The organism is Duganella aceris (assembly GCF_011090165.1).
GTDB classification, from domain to species: Bacteria; Pseudomonadota; Gammaproteobacteria; order Burkholderiales; family Burkholderiaceae_D; genus Rugamonas; species Rugamonas aceris.
Genome location: NZ_JAADJT010000006.1, coordinates 93794 through 111067, shown reverse-complemented (window position 1 = coordinate 111067; position 17274 = coordinate 93794). Strand labels below are relative to the sequence as shown.

At 62.2% G+C, this 17274-nt stretch carries 16 protein-coding genes and 2 tRNA genes; 2 read left to right on the top strand and 16 right to left on the bottom strand.

The annotated features are described in order from the left end of the window. Window positions 1-47: 47 nt before the first annotated feature. The 5 genes from GW587_RS31315 to GW587_RS14265 all read right to left on the bottom strand — a co-directional run bounded on the left by GW587_RS31315 (window position 48) and on the right by GW587_RS14265 (window position 3660). Window positions 48-1217 (bottom strand): DUF6447 family protein, encoded by a 1170-nt coding sequence (locus GW587_RS31315; RefSeq protein WP_229259450.1) that lies wholly within the window; start codon window positions 1215-1217, stop codon window positions 48-50. Between the two features lie 58 nt (window positions 1218-1275). Continuing rightward, window positions 1276-1351 (bottom strand) — tRNA-Asn (locus GW587_RS14280). Between the two features lie 130 nt (window positions 1352-1481). After that, window positions 1482-2102: a choice-of-anchor C family PEP-CTERM protein gene (locus GW587_RS31310; protein ID WP_166104863.1), complete on the bottom strand. Its 621-nt coding sequence runs from the start codon at window positions 2100-2102 to the stop codon at window positions 1482-1484. 167 nt (window positions 2103-2269) lie between these two features. Continuing rightward, a tRNA-Asn gene (locus tag GW587_RS14270) sits at window positions 2270-2345 on the bottom strand. Window positions 2346-2457: 112 nt separating this feature from the next. Further along, complete coding sequence (locus tag GW587_RS14265; RefSeq protein WP_207393495.1) at window positions 2458-3660, bottom strand: amino acid aminotransferase; 1203 nt, start codon at window positions 3658-3660, stop codon at window positions 2458-2460. Between the two features lie 116 nt (window positions 3661-3776). Between GW587_RS14265 and uvrB the strand changes: the two genes are divergently transcribed. Then, the gene (gene uvrB / locus GW587_RS14260; RefSeq protein WP_166104060.1) at window positions 3777-5849 is read left to right on the top strand and encodes an excinuclease ABC subunit UvrB; all 2073 of its coding nucleotides are present in this window, start codon (window positions 3777-3779) and stop codon (window positions 5847-5849) included. Window positions 5850-5907: 58 nt separating this feature from the next. Here the strand turns inward: uvrB and GW587_RS14255 are convergent, their stop codons facing one another. The 9 genes from GW587_RS14255 to GW587_RS14215 form a co-directional block, all read right to left on the bottom strand. Then, window positions 5908-6849 carry an alpha/beta hydrolase gene (locus tag GW587_RS14255; RefSeq protein WP_166104057.1) on the bottom strand — a complete coding sequence of 314 codons (942 nt, stop codon included), beginning with the start codon at window positions 6847-6849 and terminating at the stop codon, window positions 5908-5910. Window positions 6850-6863: 14 nt separating this feature from the next. Then, window positions 6864-7499, bottom strand: a complete 636-nt coding sequence (locus tag GW587_RS14250) for an SdpI family protein (protein ID WP_166104054.1) — start codon at window positions 7497-7499, stop codon at window positions 6864-6866. Further along, the gene (locus GW587_RS14245) at window positions 7496-7783 is read right to left on the bottom strand and encodes an autorepressor SdpR family transcription factor (protein ID WP_166104052.1); all 288 of its coding nucleotides are present in this window, start codon (window positions 7781-7783) and stop codon (window positions 7496-7498) included. Before GW587_RS14245 ends, GW587_RS14250 begins: the two co-directional genes overlap by 4 nt. A gap of 753 nt (window positions 7784-8536) precedes the next feature. Next, window positions 8537-9133: a MarC family protein gene (locus GW587_RS14240; protein ID WP_166104049.1), complete on the bottom strand. Its 597-nt coding sequence runs from the start codon at window positions 9131-9133 to the stop codon at window positions 8537-8539. Between the two features lie 124 nt (window positions 9134-9257). Then, on the bottom strand, window positions 9258-9938 hold the full coding sequence (locus tag GW587_RS31305; RefSeq protein ID WP_229259449.1) for a choice-of-anchor E domain-containing protein: 681 nt from the start codon (window positions 9936-9938) through the stop codon (window positions 9258-9260). Window positions 9939-9975: 37 nt separating this feature from the next. After that, window positions 9976-10647, bottom strand: coding sequence for a choice-of-anchor E domain-containing protein (locus tag GW587_RS14230; protein WP_166104046.1), 672 nt, complete (start codon window positions 10645-10647; stop codon window positions 9976-9978). Between the two features lie 245 nt (window positions 10648-10892). Continuing rightward, a complete protein-coding gene (locus GW587_RS14225; protein WP_166104043.1) occupies window positions 10893-11438 on the bottom strand; it encodes a phosphoribosyltransferase in 546 nt (181 codons plus the stop codon). A 14-nt stretch (window positions 11439-11452) separates the two neighbouring features. Then, a complete protein-coding gene (locus GW587_RS14220; RefSeq protein WP_166104040.1) occupies window positions 11453-12763 on the bottom strand; it encodes an adenylosuccinate synthase in 1311 nt (436 codons plus the stop codon). Between the two features lie 4 nt (window positions 12764-12767). Further along, entirely contained in the window at window positions 12768-13928 is a 1161-nt protein-coding gene (locus GW587_RS14215; RefSeq protein WP_166104037.1) for an ATP phosphoribosyltransferase regulatory subunit, read from the bottom strand. A 384-nt stretch (window positions 13929-14312) separates the two neighbouring features. On the opposite strand from GW587_RS14215, the gene GW587_RS14210 reads away from it, so the two are divergent. After that, the gene (locus tag GW587_RS14210) at window positions 14313-14999 is read left to right on the top strand and encodes a siderophore-interacting protein (RefSeq protein WP_229259448.1); all 687 of its coding nucleotides are present in this window, start codon (window positions 14313-14315) and stop codon (window positions 14997-14999) included. 37 nt (window positions 15000-15036) lie between these two features. Here GW587_RS14210 and hflC read toward each other — a convergent pair whose 3' ends face one another. Further along, window positions 15037-15948: a protease modulator HflC gene (gene hflC, locus GW587_RS14205; protein ID WP_166104032.1), complete on the bottom strand. Its 912-nt coding sequence runs from the start codon at window positions 15946-15948 to the stop codon at window positions 15037-15039. Further along, window positions 15948-17264: an FtsH protease activity modulator HflK gene (gene hflK, locus GW587_RS14200; RefSeq protein WP_229259447.1), complete on the bottom strand. Its 1317-nt coding sequence runs from the start codon at window positions 17262-17264 to the stop codon at window positions 15948-15950. The genes hflC and hflK overlap by 1 nt, the downstream gene beginning before the upstream one ends. Between the last annotated feature and the right edge of the window lie 10 nt (window positions 17265-17274).

Below are 17274 nucleotides of genomic sequence, written 5' to 3'. Positions count from 1 at the left end.
AGTATATAGCCATTTCGACATCATGTAACTACAAAGTCGATAGTTTTTCACGCCGCCGGCAACAATGCCGCCAATGCATTCGCATAGGCATTGCGCGCGGTGCTGCAAATCGCCACATCGCGCTGCAATTCCGCCAGCCTGGCATCCGTCTGCTGCAACATCGCCAGCTCGCGGCGCGCCGCCTCGGACAGCTCGGACAGCTTGTATTCGATGCCGTTGATTTGAATGAGGTCGTTGGTGTTCATCTGGTGCACTTTCTTCGCAAAGGAAACATGATCGGAGTGAATCGTGGTCGGCCGGATCGCCGTCGCCGGCACCAGCTTGGCGTTGATCGCCAACACGGCACCGATCACATCGCCAATTTCGCGGCCGGCGACATGCCAACGCTTGCGCCGGTATTCGCGGCAAGCGCGCAGGGCCATGTCGCGGCCCTGCTCCGGATTGTCCGGCAGCATCTTGGCGAGGCCCGCCAGCCCCGCCCTGGCGCGCCGGAACACATCTGGCGGCATGGGGGCATCGCGCAGGATCAGCTCGCTAGGCTCGAACCGCTCCGCCCGCGTCAGCGCAATCATGTAGACGGTGGCGTCGCCCAGCATCATCCGGCCATCCGGCGCGACGTAAAGCAGCGGACAATACGGCGCCAATTCGGGCAGCACGTGGTTAGGATAAATCCGCAGGTGCCAATAACGTGCCGCGACGCGCAGGAAATGCCGGTAGTCGGCGATCGGAATGAAGCGCGCTTCGGCGAACGGCAGGATTTCCACCTTCGGCTTGCTGCGCGTGACGGTGTCGTTGGAGACGTCGAGATACAGCGTTCCAAGCTGAAACGCGTTTTGAAAGAATTCGCCGCGCAAATCGCCCCATACCTGGCGCAACTCGCCGCCCGCCCGACGGAATGCGACGAACGCCGCATGGCCGGTCCGCGCGGATGCGCTCATGGCCAGCGCGCGCAGATCCGCACGCTGCAGTTGATGGTGGGCCGCCTGCGAGATTTCCAGACACTGGCCCAGCGGATAGGCTTTCCCCTGCTTGGCGGGCAGAGTGAATTCAAGTTCCGTATCGACCAGCGCCCGCACCACCAGGAAGAATGCTTCCAGGTCGGCGAGGGCCGGCAACAGATAACGCTCGGTCAGCGCCGCTTGCCGCGACTCATCGATCAGTCGCGCCTCGGTCGGAAGCAAGGCGCGGCGAACAATGGATGAGGATAATTTATGCAAGAAAGACCCTGCTGAAACGGAAAAGCCCAACCGGTGAAGGCTGGGCTTTTTCTTGTTCTGGCTCCCCGACCTGGACTCGAACCAGGGACCTGCGGATTAACAGTCCGTCGCTCTACCAACTGAGCTATCAGGGAATTGAGGCCGGAATTATAGCCGCCGGTTTGCGATTTAGCCAGCCCAAGGCATCACTTTTTTTTCACATCCATAAAAAAATCCCGCCGCGTCGATGACGCGGCGGGATTTCTTAACGTACAGCCAGATTGATCAGGCCGATTTCTTGCGGCGGGCAACAACGCCCAGCAACGCCAGACCGCCCAGCAGCATGCCGTAGGTTTCTGGTTCCGGCACGGCGGCGGTCACAGTGATGTTGTCCAGCGCGGCGCCGTATGCGCCATTGCCCTTGAAGCCCGAGAAGTACAGCGTGCTGGTGGTTTCTTCAGCAACAAATTGGAAACTCTTGACTTCCCAACCCATGTTGCTCAGGGTGTGGCCAGTGGTGTAGAACGTGAACGGGTCAACCGAAGTCACGCCGGCGGTGATGGTCTTTTTGGCGCCGCCGCCATCCGGATTGCCGGCCATTGCAAAGCTGACGGTGTAGGTCTGACCGACCACGGTGTCGAACGATTGCGAGATGCTGCCGATGCTGTTGCCGTTCAGGTCCAGGCTGTAGTTACCCTGGTAGGCGTTCCAATAGGTGTTGATCAGGTCAACGCTGTTCGAATCGACCGACCAGCCGGTCAGCGCGGTGGAGCCGGCGACGATGTTCTGGAAGCTGCCGGTGAAGTTGGTGACTTCGAAGCTGCCGTTGGTGAAGGCACCCGCTTGCGCCAATGGGGCCAGCAAGGCCAGTGTGAGTGCTGCGATACCGGTCTTAATTTTGTTCATTTGCTGCCCCTTGGTGATTTTTGTTGTAAAGAATGAATTCCAGGAAGAATTATCTTATTAAAACTTTTTAGTGTCAATATTTTATTTTATATTTCTTTTCAACAACCAAAATAAGATGCCCAACAATGAAAAAAGCCCATCCTCGAAAGAATGGGCTTTTAGAATTTTGGCTCCCCGACCTGGACTCGAACCAGGGACCTGCGGATTAACAGTCCGTCGCTCTACCAACTGAGCTATCAGGGAATTGAGGCAACATTTTATACTGTTTCTTTCGCACCAGCAAGATGCAAACCTCAGCGGTATTTTGTGTTGCCATCTTGAATCAAGCTACTGCCTGATCCGAAGAAACAAGAGTTTAAAGGACTTTGGCGATGGCGTCAATAACGATGTCGATATTGCGCGAGTTCAGCGCGGCGACGCAGATGCGGCCGGTGTCCACCGCGTAGATCGACTGCTCGCGCAGCTGCTCGACCTGGGCTTTGTTCAGGCCCGAGTACGAGAACATGCCGACCTGGTCGCGCACGAAGGCGAAGTCGCGCTGCGGCGCCTTGGCTTTCAGCTTGGCGACGAAGGCTTCGCGCATCTCCTTGATGCGCACGCGCATGCCGGCCAGTTCCTCTTCCCACATCTGACGCAGTTCCGGCGTGGTCAGCACGGTGGCGACCACCTTGCCGCCGTGGACCGGCGGATTCGAGTAGTTGGTGCGCACCACGCGCTTCAGCTGCGACATCAGGCGCCCCGCTTCTTCGCCGGTGGCGGCGACCACGCTCAGCGCGCCGACGCGCTCGCCGTACAGCGAGAACGATTTGGAGAACGAGTTCGACACCAGCAGCGGTCCGCCGGCGGCGGCGAAGCGGCGCACCACGGCGCCGTCTTCGGCGATGCCGGCGCCGAAGCCCTGGTAGGCCATGTCGAGGAACGGCACCAGGCCGCCATTGGTGACGGCGGCGATGACTTCATCCCACTGGGCCGAGGTCAGGTCGGCGCCGGTCGGGTTGTGGCAGCAGGCGTGCAGCAGCACGATGGCGCCGCGCGGCATGGCTTTCAGGTCGGCCAGCATGCCGGCGAAATCGACGCCGTGGGTGGCCGCGTCATAGTAGGCGTAGTTGTTGACCACGAAGCCGGCGCTCTCGAACAGCGCGCGGTGGTTTTCCCAGCTTGGGTCGCTGATGTAGACTTGGGCGTCCGGCGCGAAGCGCTTCAGGAAGTCGGCGCCGATCTTCAGCGCGCCGGTGCCGCCGATGGCTTGCACGGTGATCGCGCGCTTCTCTTGAATTACGGCGCTGTCGGCGCCAAATACCAGCTCTTGCACCGCCTTGTCGTAGGCAGCCAGGCCTTCGATCGGCAGGTAGGTGCGCGGGGCCGGCGCGGCAATCAGGATTTCCTCCGCTTTCTGTACGCACGCTAACAGCGGCACCTTGCCGTTGTCGTCATAATAAACGCCGACGCCCAGGTTGATCTTGGCCGGATTCTGGTCGGCGTTGAATGCTTCGGTGATGCCCAGGATAGGGTCGCGTGGTGCCATCTCGATGGCGCTGAACAAGCTAGGATTCGTCATGATAAGATTGGATTCGATTGGAAGCGGTTCGCAGCGGATGAATGTCAGACAGCGCCCTCAAATAAATTCACCTCAGGCCGCTGGCAGGCCATTATTCTAACAAAGGTCTGAACAAGATGGCTGATTTACCAGTAGTAGACTTCCCGGCGGCGACCGTGGTTACCTTCCCGGACTCGCCCTTCAAGTTGCACCAGCCCTTCCCGCCCGCCGGCGACCAGCCGACCGCGATCGACCAGCTGTGCGAGGGCATCGACGACGGCCTGTTCTTCCAGACCCTGCTCGGCGTGACCGGCTCGGGCAAGACCTACACCATGGCCAACGTGATCGCCCGCAAGGGCCGTCCCGCCATCGTGTTCGCGCCGAACAAGACGCTGGCGGCGCAGCTGTATTCGGAGTTCCGCGAATTCTTCCCGGAGAACGCGGTCGAGTACTTCGTCTCCTACTACGATTACTACCAGCCGGAAGCCTACGTGCCGCAGCGCGACCTGTTCATTGAAAAGGATTCGTCCATCAATGAGCACATCGAGCAGATGCGGCTGTCGTGCACCAAGTCGCTGATGGAGCGGCGCGACGTCATCATCGTCGCCACCGTGTCGGCGATCTACGGTATCGGTAATCCGACCGAATACCACCAGATGATCTTGACGCTGCGCGCCAAGGACCGCGTGTCGCAGCGCGACATCATCGCGCGCCTGATCCAGATGCAGTACACCCGCAACGAGGTGGACTTCGGCCGCGGCACCTTCCGCGTGCGCGGCGATACGCTCGACATCTTCCCGGCGGAGAATGCGGAACTGGCGGTGCGCCTCGACCTGTTCGGCGACGAGCTGGAATCGATCCAGCTGTTCGATCCGCTGACCGGCCGCGTCAAGCAGAAGATCCCGCGCTTCACCGTGTATCCGGGTTCGCACTATGTGACGCCGCGTTCGACCGTGCTGCGCGCGATCGAGACCATCAAGCTGGAGCTGCGCGAGCGACTGGAGTTCTTCCGCAAGGAGAACAAGCTGATCGAGGAACAGCGCCTGGAACAGCGCACCCGCTTCGACCTGGAGATGATGACCGAGATCGGCTTCACCAAGGGCATCGAGAACTATTCGCGCCATCTGAGCGGCGCGATGCCGGGGGAACCGCCGCCGACGCTGGTCGACTACCTGCCGAAGGACGCGCTGATGTTCCTCGACGAGTCGCACGTGCTGATCGGCCAGTTGAGCGCCATGTACAACGGCGACCGTTCGCGCAAGACCAATTTGGTGGACTACGGCTTCCGCCTGCCGTCGGCGCTGGACAACCGCCCGCTGAAGTTCGAGGAATTCGAATCGAAGATGCGGCAGACGGTGTTCGTCTCGGCCACCCCGGCCGAATACGAGAAGACCCATGCCGATCAGGTGGTCGAGCAGGTGGTGCGTCCGACCGGCCTGGTGGATCCGCTGATCGTAGTGCGTCCCGCCAGCTCGCAGGTGGACGACCTGATGTCCGAGATCACACTGCGCGTGGCCAAGAACGAACGGGTGCTGGTGACCACGCTGACCAAGCGCATGTCCGAACAGCTGACCGAATACCTGAGCGATCACGGCATCAAGGTGCGCTACCTGCACAGCGATATCGAGACCGTCGAGCGGGTCGAACTGCTGCGCGATCTGCGCATCGGCACCTACGATGTGCTGGTCGGGATCAACCTGCTGCGCGAGGGCCTGGACTTGCCGGAGGTGTCGCTGGTGGCGATCCTGGACGCCGACAAGGAAGGCTTCCTGCGTTCCGAGCGTTCGCTGATCCAGACCATCGGCCGCGCGGCGCGTAACCTGAACGGCGTGGCGCTGCTGTACGCGGATCGCATGACCGATTCGATGGAGCGCGCCATCGGCGAGACCGAGCGGCGTCGCGCCAAGCAGATCGCCTTCAACGAAGCGAACGGCATCGTGCCGCGCGGCGTGACGAAGAGCATCAAGGACATGATCGACGGCGTCTACAGCCCGCAGGATGCGCGCGAGTCGCTGCAGGTGGCGCAGGAGACGGCCAAGTACGAGTCGATGAGCGAGAAGCAGATCAGCAAGGAGATCAAGCGCCTGGAGAAGGCGATGCTCGATCACGCCAAGAACCTCGAGTTCGAGAAAGCCGCGCAGGTGCGCGATCAGCTGCATGGCCTCAAGCAGCAACTGTTCGGCGCGCCCGGCGCGGACAATATCGCCTGACGCCGCGCCATGGGGACCGATGCGGCGGCTGCCGCACGGTGTGGCTGGCCAGGCGGCGTCAGGGCTTCTTGACGAATTCGCTCAACGCGTCGATCAATTGCGGCGACACCGGCAGCTCCGGGTTGCCGTAGGATTTCTGCTGCAAGGCCTCGTCGTCGCCGACCATTTTCAGCAGATGGTTCATGCCGTCGACCAGCACCAGCTTCGCCTTCGGCGCGGCGGCCGACAAGGCCTCCGCCTCCGACTTCTGCACCTGGATGTCCGACGTGCCTTGCAGGATCAGCACCGGCATCGCCAGCGCCGCGATCGCGGTGCGCGGGTCATGCTTCAGCGACGAGATCAGATACGGCTGCACCGTCGGGTGATAGAGCGTCATCAACGGCTGCGGCACGTTGTCGACCGTGTCGCCCGCCTTGAGCGAGGCCAGTACGCGTTCGCTTTGGGCCAGCAGCGGCGGCGGGAGCCGGGTCTTCAGCTGGTCGCGCAAGATCTCGTCAAGCGGGTGGCCGGCGCCGGCGATCAGCACGCAGGCGTCCGCCCCGCCCTGCTTGCACGCCTCGGCCGCGATCTGCGCGCCTTCGCTGTGGCCCGCCATCACCACCCGCGAGAAGCGCGGATCGGCGCGCAGCTTTTGCAGCCATGCGCTGGCGTCGTTGATATAGTCGTCCAGCCGCAGCTCATTCTCTTTCCAGACCGGCAAGGCGCTGGCGCCGATGCCGCGCTTGTCGTAGCGTACCGAGGCGATGCCGCGCCTGGCCAGCGCTTCGGCGACCATGCGCAGCGAGTCGTTGGGGCCCGGCAGCAATGGGCTGTTGCCATCGCGGTCGGTCGGGCCGGAGCCGGAATGCAGCAGCACCACCGGCACCTTGCCGGTGACGCCGTCGGGCGTCAGCTCGCTGCCGTACACGGCGCCGCCGGCGACATCCTGCGATACCAGGCGCTGCGCGGCGCCGGCCGACAGCGACAACATCAACAACGACAACAATACTTTGAAGCGCATACTTTTTCTCCGATCTATTGAGGAAGACGTTTGTAGAGCAGCAGCGAGTAAGCGACGGCGATCGGCGCCCAGGCCAGCATCGCCGTCGCCAGCAGCCAGTGCGGCGCGCCGAGCCACAGCGCGCACAGGCCAAGCAGGCCGCTGGCGACCATCAGCTTCGCCGCCAGCCGGTGCGTGGCGTACCAGACCGCTTCGCTGGCCAACGTCCATGGCGTGCGGACGCCGATGACGAAATTGCGCCGCACCTTGCCCAGCGGGTTGCCGATCAGGATCAGCAGGATGCAGATGCCGGCGGGGATGGCGCGCGCCATCTCCACGCCGCCGTGCAGCACCGCCAGCAGGACCAGTGCATGCACATAGGCGAGCATGACGACGATGACGCCGCATACGTAGTAATAGGTCGACTCGAAGCCGGCGATGTCGAACCGGCGCGGCGCGATGCGCGGCAGCAGCGGGCCGCCCAACGCGGCCAGCGTCATCATGCCGGGGCCCAGCAGCCACAAGACCGCGCGCGGGCCGTAGCCGTCGATCGCGCCAGCGGCGTTCCAGTGCAGCGGCAGCCGTTCCGGCAGCGAGGGCCAGCAGTACAGCGTGGCCGCGCATGCGGCGGCGATCAGCAGCAGGCAAACAACCAGATAGCGTGGCGTCATTTCTTCTTCCCCTTGGTGTCGGTATCGGTGAGATCCATCATCCAGGCCAGCACGTCCTGCAGCACGGTGGTATTCAAGCCATACCAGATGGTCTGGCCGTCGCGGCGGCGCGTGATCAGATCGGCGTCCGCCAGCACCGCGAAGTGGTGCGACATGGTCGGCTTGCTCATGTCGAAATGCGCCGCCAGATCGCCGGCCGTCATCTCGCCCTGCCGCAGCAGCCGCAGGATCTCCCTGCGCGCCGGGTCGGCGATGGCTTTGAAGGCGTTGTTGGTGGCACTCATTAGGCAAGCGTCTAATTAGATAGTTATCTAACTATAATCCGCGATACGTGGCGGGTCAAGCACTTCATCGCGGTCTCGCCAAGCACTACCACATGCAATTTCGACAACGCTGGAGCGTTGTACTAGGCGAACATGATCACGCAAAAAATGGCAAGAGACGCGATGGAAAAGCGGCCGTTGCTCAACGGGGCTTTCCTCGGACGGAAATGCGCTGATTCATCGCAATCTCCAAAAAACAGAGGCCTACACTTTAAGGCGCTGCGATTTACTCAGCAAAAAAAGAGGAACTACTGGCATACCCACTGTGTTTGGCAGATAGGTCCTTGAGTTGCTGCCCATATAAACAACGACCCCAGCATCAGCAATAAAACAAGGGCAACCGATCTCCTCACAATTTCTCCTCAATTAATTTAGTTTAATTACGGAAATTGTAATGCTTACATTCAATTATTGCAATATGGATTGTTATTTCTGAAGCTTATACAGCGATTAATCGGTCGCTGCCTGGTATCGAACGGAATCACTTACCGTCTTCGATACCCAGAGCCCTCAGCCAAGGCCCAGCATGTCACGTGCGCCATCGCTTAAGCATATTGTTCGCCGGCATACGAAAGCGTCTAGCGCAGGCGAGCATGCAGCCGGTCGGCCTGGGTGCGCTCGCGTCGGTCCAGTTCAATTCTTCCGGAATTGGCGTCGGTGGCACCAACTCCCTGATGCGTACCGTACCCAGCATACGGTGATCTGGTTGGCGGGCTACAGCGTCTTGACGAACTCGCGTATCCCGCCAAGCAGCATTTCGACCGACATGGCGGTCAGGATTAATCCCATCAGGCGCTCGAAGGCGGTCATCACTTGCGGGCCGAGGACTTTCTGCAGCTTCTCGGCGCTGAGGAACACCAGTAGCCACACCACGCCAACCGCCGCCAGCGCGGCGACGTGCACCAGCACTTCGCCGGTGCTCTCGCGCGAGAACAGCAGCACCGTGGCCAGCGCCGACGGCCCGGCCAGCGCCGGTATCGCCAACGGCACGATGAACGGTTCGCCACCGTCGGTGCGACCCAATACGCCATCCGGATGCGGAAAGATCATGCGGATCGAGATCAGCAGCAGGATCACCGCGCCGCCGATGCGCAGCGCCACTTCCGACAGGTGCAGCGCCGACAGGAAGTGGCGCCCGAAGAACATGAAAATCAGCAGCAGCACAAAGGCGATCGCGCACTCCCGCACCACGATGCGCGAACGGCGCGACGGCGGCACGGGATTCAACACGCTGGCGAACAGCGGCACATTGCCGAATGGGTCGGTCACCAGCAGCAGCAGGATGAAGGTCTGGAAAAAATCTTGGGTCATGATCTTATTATTGTTGATAGGCATCGGGGCGACCAGTTTAACTGATCGGCCCGCGCCACACCACCAAGCGCACAATGACAAACGGGAGCCGAAGCTCCCGTTTGTCGTGACCGCCAGTTGCGGCTTACGCCGATTTGCGGCGGCGGGCGGCGAAGCCCACCAGGCCCAGGCCGGCCAGCAGCATGGCATAGGTTTCCGGTTCCGGCACCGGAGCGGCGAAGGTGTAGGTCACCGTGCCGTAGGCGCTGTAGGCGGAGGTCGCAGCGGTGTGGACGTTGCCCGAAGCGGTGATCTTGGTCGTGCCGAGACCGGTCACGGTGGCGGCGACGCTGCCGGTGCCGGTGAACGCGGCCAGCGTGGCGGCGTCGGTGAAGACGGCGCTGACGCTTTGATGCTGAGGGGCCAAGGTCACGACGGTGCCCGAGGTGCCGGCGTAGTCGTCGGTCAGGTCGAACGCGCCCTTGCTCACCGTCGAGTGGTAGTTGTTGACCAGCGTGGCCAGCGAGAACACGCTCGACGACAGCGACACCGAGCTTGCCGAGTCCAGCGTGAAGGTGGTCGCGCTTTTGCCCTTGTTTTCGACGCTGAATTTGCTGTCCAGGTCACTGAACAATTCAATTTGCACCGACAGCAGCGTGCCGTTGGTGGCGTTGAATTGCGTGAAATCGAGAACGCCAGTGGATTTCTTGATGTTGCTGATGACGTTGGTGTTCAGGACCAGCGGGGCAGGCGCCGGCGCGGCTTGCGCGCTGGCGGCCACGGTCAGGACCGCGCCGGCGGCCAGCAGGGTAAGAGCTTTTTTCATATTATTGTCCAGTCAGGTATCGGGTCGCGGATCGGTATCAGGCTTGAGCCGAACGGGATTTGCGGCGGGCGGCAAAGGCGACCACGCCCATGCCCAGCAACATCATGCCGTAGGTTTCCGGTTCAGGTACGGCGGCCACGTAGTTGTAGGTGATGCTGGCGGTGCCGCTGGCGTAGGTGGTGAATTGCACATCGATGTCGTCGCCGGTCGAGCTCGAGATGGCGTTCACCTTGAGCGGCGCGTACACATAGCCGCTGCCGGTGAACAGCGCGAAGTCGCTGGCGTCCAGGCTCTTGGTGGCCGACAGGTGTACCGTGCCCGATTGAGTCGCGGTGCCGTTGGCGACGCCGCTCAGGGTCAATTCGGTGTCGAACACCGATTGGCTCAGTTGCAGGATATTGCTGGCGTCGGCGGGACGCTGCAGGAACAGTTCCACGCTCAGGCTGACCGGCACCGCTTGCGGGGCGTGCGCGACGTCGACCAGGTCGATCAGGTCGACCGTGCCGGTGACGGTGCTGCCGACGGTGATCGAGATCGATTGCAGTGTGCCCCAGGCCGAGTTGAACTGTTGAAACGACAGAAAGTCCGACAGGTCGGTGATCGAGCTCGACACCGGCGTGCTGACGTAGGTCTTCACGGCCGCATTTGCCGCGGTGGATGCGAAGCAGGCTGCTGCCAGCAGTACTTGCGAAAGCTTATTCAATTTCATGGGGTTTCCCATCCATATAAAATATTTACGAAACAAAACGACAAGTGGCAGCAGCAGTTGTTAGGCTACAGGATCACTCTCACCAAAACTTAAACGTATCTTAACACAAGATATGCAACTTGCATTTCTTTTTTGCATGTTAAATTCAGTATAAACAACATAAGTTGCCGAAGAAATACTTATGTTTTCAATAAAAAAAGCGGCCTGTGGCCGCTTTTTCAACTGACTGGACTAAGCCAAGGCACTCAGGCCGCGCTGTCGCCCTTCTTGATCCACGCCGCCAGCTGGTGCGGGCGCAGGCCGTCGTAGTCTTCGAACGGCTGGTGGATCCATGGGTTATGCGGCAGTTCTTCCATCTGGTAGTCCGGCTTGAAGGCCGAGCTGCCCTTGGTCCAGATCACCGCCGACTTGACTTCGGTGACGCCCTCGAAGTTGTCCTTCAAGTGCTGCATCACCTTGATCAGCGTGACGCCGGAGTCGGCCAGGTCGTCGACCAGCAGGATGCGGCCGCTCAGCGGGCCCTTGGTCATCGTCATGTACTTGGCGATGTCCAGGTCGCCCTGGGTGGTGCCCTTGTCTTCGCGGTACGAGCTGGTCGACAGGATCGCCAGCGGCACGTCGAAGATGCGGGAGAACACGTCGCCCGGACGCACGCCGCCGCGCGCCAGGCACAGCACCATGTCGAATTTCCAGCCGGATTCGTGCACCTTGAGCGCCAGGCGCTCGATCAGGCGGTGATACTCGTCCCAGGAGACCCAGAGGTGTTTTTCGTTCGATTGTGGAGTGGTCATGAATAAGTCCTTAATTACTCGAACGGATGACGCAGCACGATCGTTTCTTCACGATCCGGACCGGTCGATACCATGTCGACCGGCACGCCGACCAACTCTTCGATACGTTTGATGTAGGCGCGGGCGGTGGCCGGCAGCGCGGCCAGCGACTTGGCGCCGACGGTGCTTTCGGTCCAACCCGGCATTTCCTCGTACACCGGCACGCAACGGGCGGCTTCTTCGGCGCCCGACGGGAAGATGTCCACGGCCACGCCGTCGATGGTGTAGCCGGTGCACAGCTTCAGCGATTCCAGGCCGTCCAGCACGTCCAGCTTGGTCAGGCACATGCCGGTCACGCCGTTGATCTGGACCGAGCGGCGCAGCAGCGCGGCGTCGAACCAGCCGCAGCGGCGGGCGCGGCCCGTGACGGTGCCGAACTCGTGGCCGACCTGGGCCAGGTGATGGCCGACGCCGGCATCGGTAGGCAGTTCCGAAGGGAACGGGCCGGAACCGACGCGGGTGGTGTAGGCCTTGGTGATGCCCATGATGTAGTGCAGCATGTTCGGACCGACGCCGGCGCCGGCGGCGGCATTGCCGGCCACGCAGTTCGACGAGGTGACGAATGGATAGGTGCCGTGGTCGACGTCCAGCAGCGAGCCTTGCGCGCCTTCGAACAGCAGGTTGGCGCCGGCCTTGTGCGCGGCGTACAGCGCGCTCGAGACGTCGGTGACCATCGGGCGCAGACGCGGCACGTAGGCCAGCGCGTCGTCCAGGGTCTTCTGATAGTCGACTTTCGGCGCCTTCAGGTAGTGCTCCAGCACGAAGTTGTGATAGTCGAGGTTCTCGGCCAGTTTCTCGGCGAAGCGGGTCTCGTTCAGCAGGTCGGCGATACGGATCGCGCGGCGCGCCACTTTGTCTTCGTAGGCCGGGCCGATGCCCTTGCCGGTGGTGCCGATCTTGGCTTCGCCGCGCTTGGCTTCACGCGCCAGGTCGAGCGCCGCGTGGTAAGGCAGGATCACCGGGGCCGCGTCCGACACTTTCAGGCGCGAGGCGACTTCGACGCCGACCGCTTCCAGCTTGTCGATTTCGCGCAGCACGTCAGGCACCGACACCACCACACCGTTGCCGATGTAGCAGGCCACGCCTGGACGCATAATGCCCGACGGGATCAGCTGCAGCGCGGTCTTTACGCCGCCGATGACCAGCGTGTGGCCGGCGTTGTGGCCGCCCTGGAAGCGGACCACACCCTGTGCATGATCGGTCAACCAGTCGACGATCTTGCCCTTGCCTTCATCGCCCCATTGGGTACCGATGACGACGACGTTTTTTGCGTTTTTCTTTGACATCACACTAACCTAAGTTTTTAAGAATCCAGTTGCTACCATTATCGTCGAGGACCAGCGCGCGATCGCACTCGAACTCGTCCAGTTCGCTGTCATGACCCGGCATGCTTTGGATCACGACTTCGCCGGACTTGCGCAGCTCGGCGATTTTTTCCTTCAATTCCGGCGCATTGCCCCACGGCGCGCGGATCGAATGCTTGCGCTCCGCAGTCGGCAACAGACGCGCCAGTTCGCGCAGGTCGAGCGAGAAGCCGGTGGCGGGACGCGCCCGGCCGAAGGCCTCGCCTACGTGATCGTAACGGCCGCCGCGCGCCACCGCGTTCGGCAGGCCCGGCACATACAAGGCGAACATCGCGCCGCTTTCGTACTGATAGCCGCGCAGGTCGGCCAGGTCGATCGCCACTTCGGCGCGGTCGATGGCCGACGCCGCCAGCGCCGCCAGCTCGGCCAGCGCCTTGCTGATGGCCGGCAGGTCGGGCAGCGTTTCGCGCGCTTTCTTCAGCACGTCGATGCCGCCGTACAGGTTGGGCAACGCCAGCAGCGCGTCGCGCACCGTCGGCGCGTAATCCTTGGTCAGCTCCTGCAAGTCCGGCACGTCTTTGGCGCGCAGCGCCAGGTACAGCCGGGCCTCGTCCTTGAGCGCCGCCGCGTCGCCTTCGATGATGGCGCGCAGCACGCCGACATGGGTCAGGTCCAGCCGCACTTCGGGGAAGCCGGCCAGGGCCAGTGACGCCAGCGCCAGTTCCTGGATCTCGGCGTCGGCTTCGAGGCCGGCGTGGCCGTAGATCTCGGCGCCGATCTGCAGCGGTTCGCGGGTGGCGTGCAGGCCCGACGGACGGGTATGCAGCACGCTGCCGGCGTAGCACAGCCGGGTCACCGAGCTACGGTTCAGCAAGTGGGCGTCGATGCGCGCCACCTGGGTCGTCATGTCGGCGCGCAGGCCCAGCATGCGGCCCGACAGCTGGTCCACCAGCTTGAAGGTGCGCAGGTCGGTATCCTCGCCGGCGCCGGTCAGCAGCGACTCCAGGTATTCGAGCAGCGGCGGCATCACCAGTTCATATCCGTACAGACGGAAATTATCCAGCATCAGACGACGCAACTCTTCGATCTTGCGTGCTTCCGACGGCAAAACGTCGGCGATATTCTCAGGCAGAAGCCAATTCGGCATGGGGAGACAATTTAAAAATGAACAAGGTGACGCACGCGCCGTGGCCGTAAAGCGGAAGGCCGAACCTGATATTTTACGCGAAATGCTTGGCGGGCGGGAAAAAATTGCCGCCGCCCGGCGCGGCCAGGCAATCCGGAAGTGGGCAATCAGCATGTCGCTTAGCCGATCGGCCTGACGGATCAGCGCGGCGCCGGCGATGCAACCCGGCGCGGCATGGTCTGAGCACAATATTCAGCCGCGTGGTCCGTCTACACCAGCAGCTAACGAGTAACCGACATCAGAAAGTTCAACGCCATGCCGAACAAAAACATTCAGGGGTACGAACTCCCGGCGCACGCGCCTGTCGCGGGGCGGCGGCCTTCCACGGGCATGCTTGAAGGCGCCATGCTCAAACTGTTCACGCGCGGCGCGCAGGTGCTGGGCATCGAGGATATCGGCGGCGCCTTCCGCCTGGTCACGCTGGAGGGCGAGGCGCTACGCAATGTCGCGTGGACGCCGGGTGACAAGATACAAATCCAGCTCGGCGGATGGACCCAGCGCACCTACACGCCGATGGGCTGGGATGCCGACAACGGACGCACCCGCATCCTGGTCCATCTGCACGGCGACGCGCCCGGCACCCGCTGGGCACGCGCGCTGCGGGTTGGCGACCAGTGCATTGTGTTCGGTCCGCGCAAGTCGGTCAGGCTCTCCGGTCCGCCATCCACGGTCATCGTGTTCGGCGACGAAACTTCGTTGGGGCTGGCGGCGGCCCTGTCGCATCAACTGTCGGCGCCGACGGTTATCGGCTTGTTTGAAGTATCGAGCCCGGCGGACGCCGCGCGCGCGGCCGAACGACTGGATCTGAACGGCGTGGCGCTGTGTGCCCGGCTTGAGGACGACCGCCATTTCGCCGAGCTGGAGCAGCGCATGACGGCGCTGCTGCGCGAGCATCCTGCGGCGGAGCTGGTGCTGACGGGTAGGGCCGGCGCGATCCAGCACATCAGCCGGCTGCTGCGGCAACATGGCGTTGCCTCGGAGCGGCGTACCAGCAAGGCGTATTGGGCGCCCGGCAAGAGCGGAATGGACTAAAAAAAAGGGCGGATACTTTCGTATCCGCCCTCTTTTTTTATTTCTTGGCCGGAGCCGGAGCGGCTGAGGCGCCGCCGGAGCTCTTGAAGTACTTGAAGAAGTCCGAACTGGAATCCATCACCATCACGTCGCCGTGGTTCTTGAAGGTGGCGCGGTAGGCTTCCAGGCTGCGGTAGAACTTGTAGAACTCGGGATTGCGGCCGAACGCTTCGGCGTAGATCGCCGACGCCTTGGCGTCGCCGTCACCGCGAATCTCCTCGGCGTCGCGATAGGCTTCCGCCAGGATCACCGAACGTTGACGATCGGCGTCGGCACGGATCTTCTCCGAATCGGCGGAACCGGTCGAACGCAGCTCGTTGGCCACGCGCAGGCGCTCGGCCTTCATGCGGTCGTAGACCGAGTTGTTGATCTGCTCCACATATTCCACACGCTTCAGCCGCACATCGATGATCTCGACGCCGATCTGGGCCGCTTCCTGCACCACCTTGGTACGGATGCCTTCCATGACCTTGCCGCGCTGGCCGGAGATCACTTCGCCCACGGTGCGCTTGGTGATTTCCTCGTTCAGCGCCGCCTTGACGATCTGCGACATGCGGTCGCGCGCGCGGCCTTCGTCGCCGCCGAACGTGACGTAGTACAGCTTCGGCGCCGATTCGCTGCGGCCGATGCGCCATTTGACGAAGCTGTCGATCAGGATGTTCATCTTCTCGGCGGTGATGAAGCGCTCGGCGTCCGGCGTTTCGATCGTCATGATGCGGTTGTCCAGGAACAGCACATTCTGGAACGGCGGCGGCAGCTTGAAGTGCAGGCCCGGCTCGCGGATCACTTCCTTGATCTGGCCCAGCGCGAAGACGATCGCGTACCTGCGCTGGTCGACCACGAACACGGTCGACGACAACAGCAGCAGCACGACGAAAGCCGCAATGAGGGAACTAGCGATGCGATTCATTAACGGCTCTCCCGGTCACGTAAGGCTTCCCGCGAGCGCGAGTCGCGCTGGCGGCTGACTTCCACCGATGGAATGATATCCGCCGGCAGCGTCGCCGATGACGGCGGCGCGGCTGCCGCGGCTTGCGCGGCGGCGCGGCTGGCGGCGGCCGAAGCGTCGGTCGCCGCGGCTTGTGCGATCAGCTTGTCCAGCGGCAGATACAGCAGGTTGCTGCCGCTCTTGGCGTCGACCATCACCTTGCTGGCGCTCGAATAAATCTGCTGCATGGTTTCCAGATACATGCGGTCGCGGGTCACGCCCGGGGCCTTCTGGTACTCGGTCAACACCTGCTTGAAGCGCGAGGCGTTACCGGTCGCGTTCTCGGTGACCATCGAACGATACGCTTCCGCTTCCTGCATCAGGCGCGAGGCGTAGCCGTGCGCTTTAGGGATCACGTCGTTGGCGTAGGCCTGGCCTTCGTTCTTCTGGCGCTCGCGGTCCTGCCCTGCTTTCACCGCGTCGTCGAAGGCGCCCTGCACCTGCTCCGGCGGTTGCACCGCCTGCAGCGTCACGTTCGAAATCAGCACGCCGGAGGCGTAGCGGTCGAGGATCTGCTGCATCAGTTGCTGGGTTTCGAAGGCGACCTTGTCGCGGCCCTCGTACAGCACGAAGTCCATCTTGTTCTTGCCGACGATTTCGCGGATCGAGGTCTCGGCCACCTGGCGTACGGTGTCCTCCTCGTCGCGGTTGTTCATCAGCCATGCGACCGGATCCTTCAGCTTGAACTGCACCGCGAACTGGATGTCGATGATGTTTTCGTCGTCGGTCAGCATCAGCGATTCGCGCGCCTGCTTGTTCTTGATGTTGCCGCGATAGCCGATTTCGACCATGCGCATCTGCGATACCTTGACCGTTTCATCGGTCTGGAACGGATACGGCCAGCGCCAGTTGAAACCGGAACCGGTGGTGTGACTGACTTTGCCGAAGGTGTAGACCACGCCGGTCTGACCCTCTTGCACGATGAACGAGCCGCTGGCGAGCCAGATCAGCGCGACCACCACGCCGATGGCGCCGGCCGTGGCGCGCACGCCGGCGAAATCGGGACGTCCGCCGCCGGCGGGACCGCCGTTGTCGCCGCCATTGTTGTTACCTGGCGGGCGATTTTTTTGACCGAAGAAGCTGTTCAGGCGCTGATTGAAATCGCGCCACAGTTGTTCCATATCGGGCGGGCCCTCGCCGGGCTTCTTGCCTTCATTGGCTTGCGGCTTGTTGTCGTCTTTCTTGTCCGAGCCCCAGCGGGGATCGTTCAGCGACAGCTTCAAACCGAGTCGTTTCATAAGTGAGGAG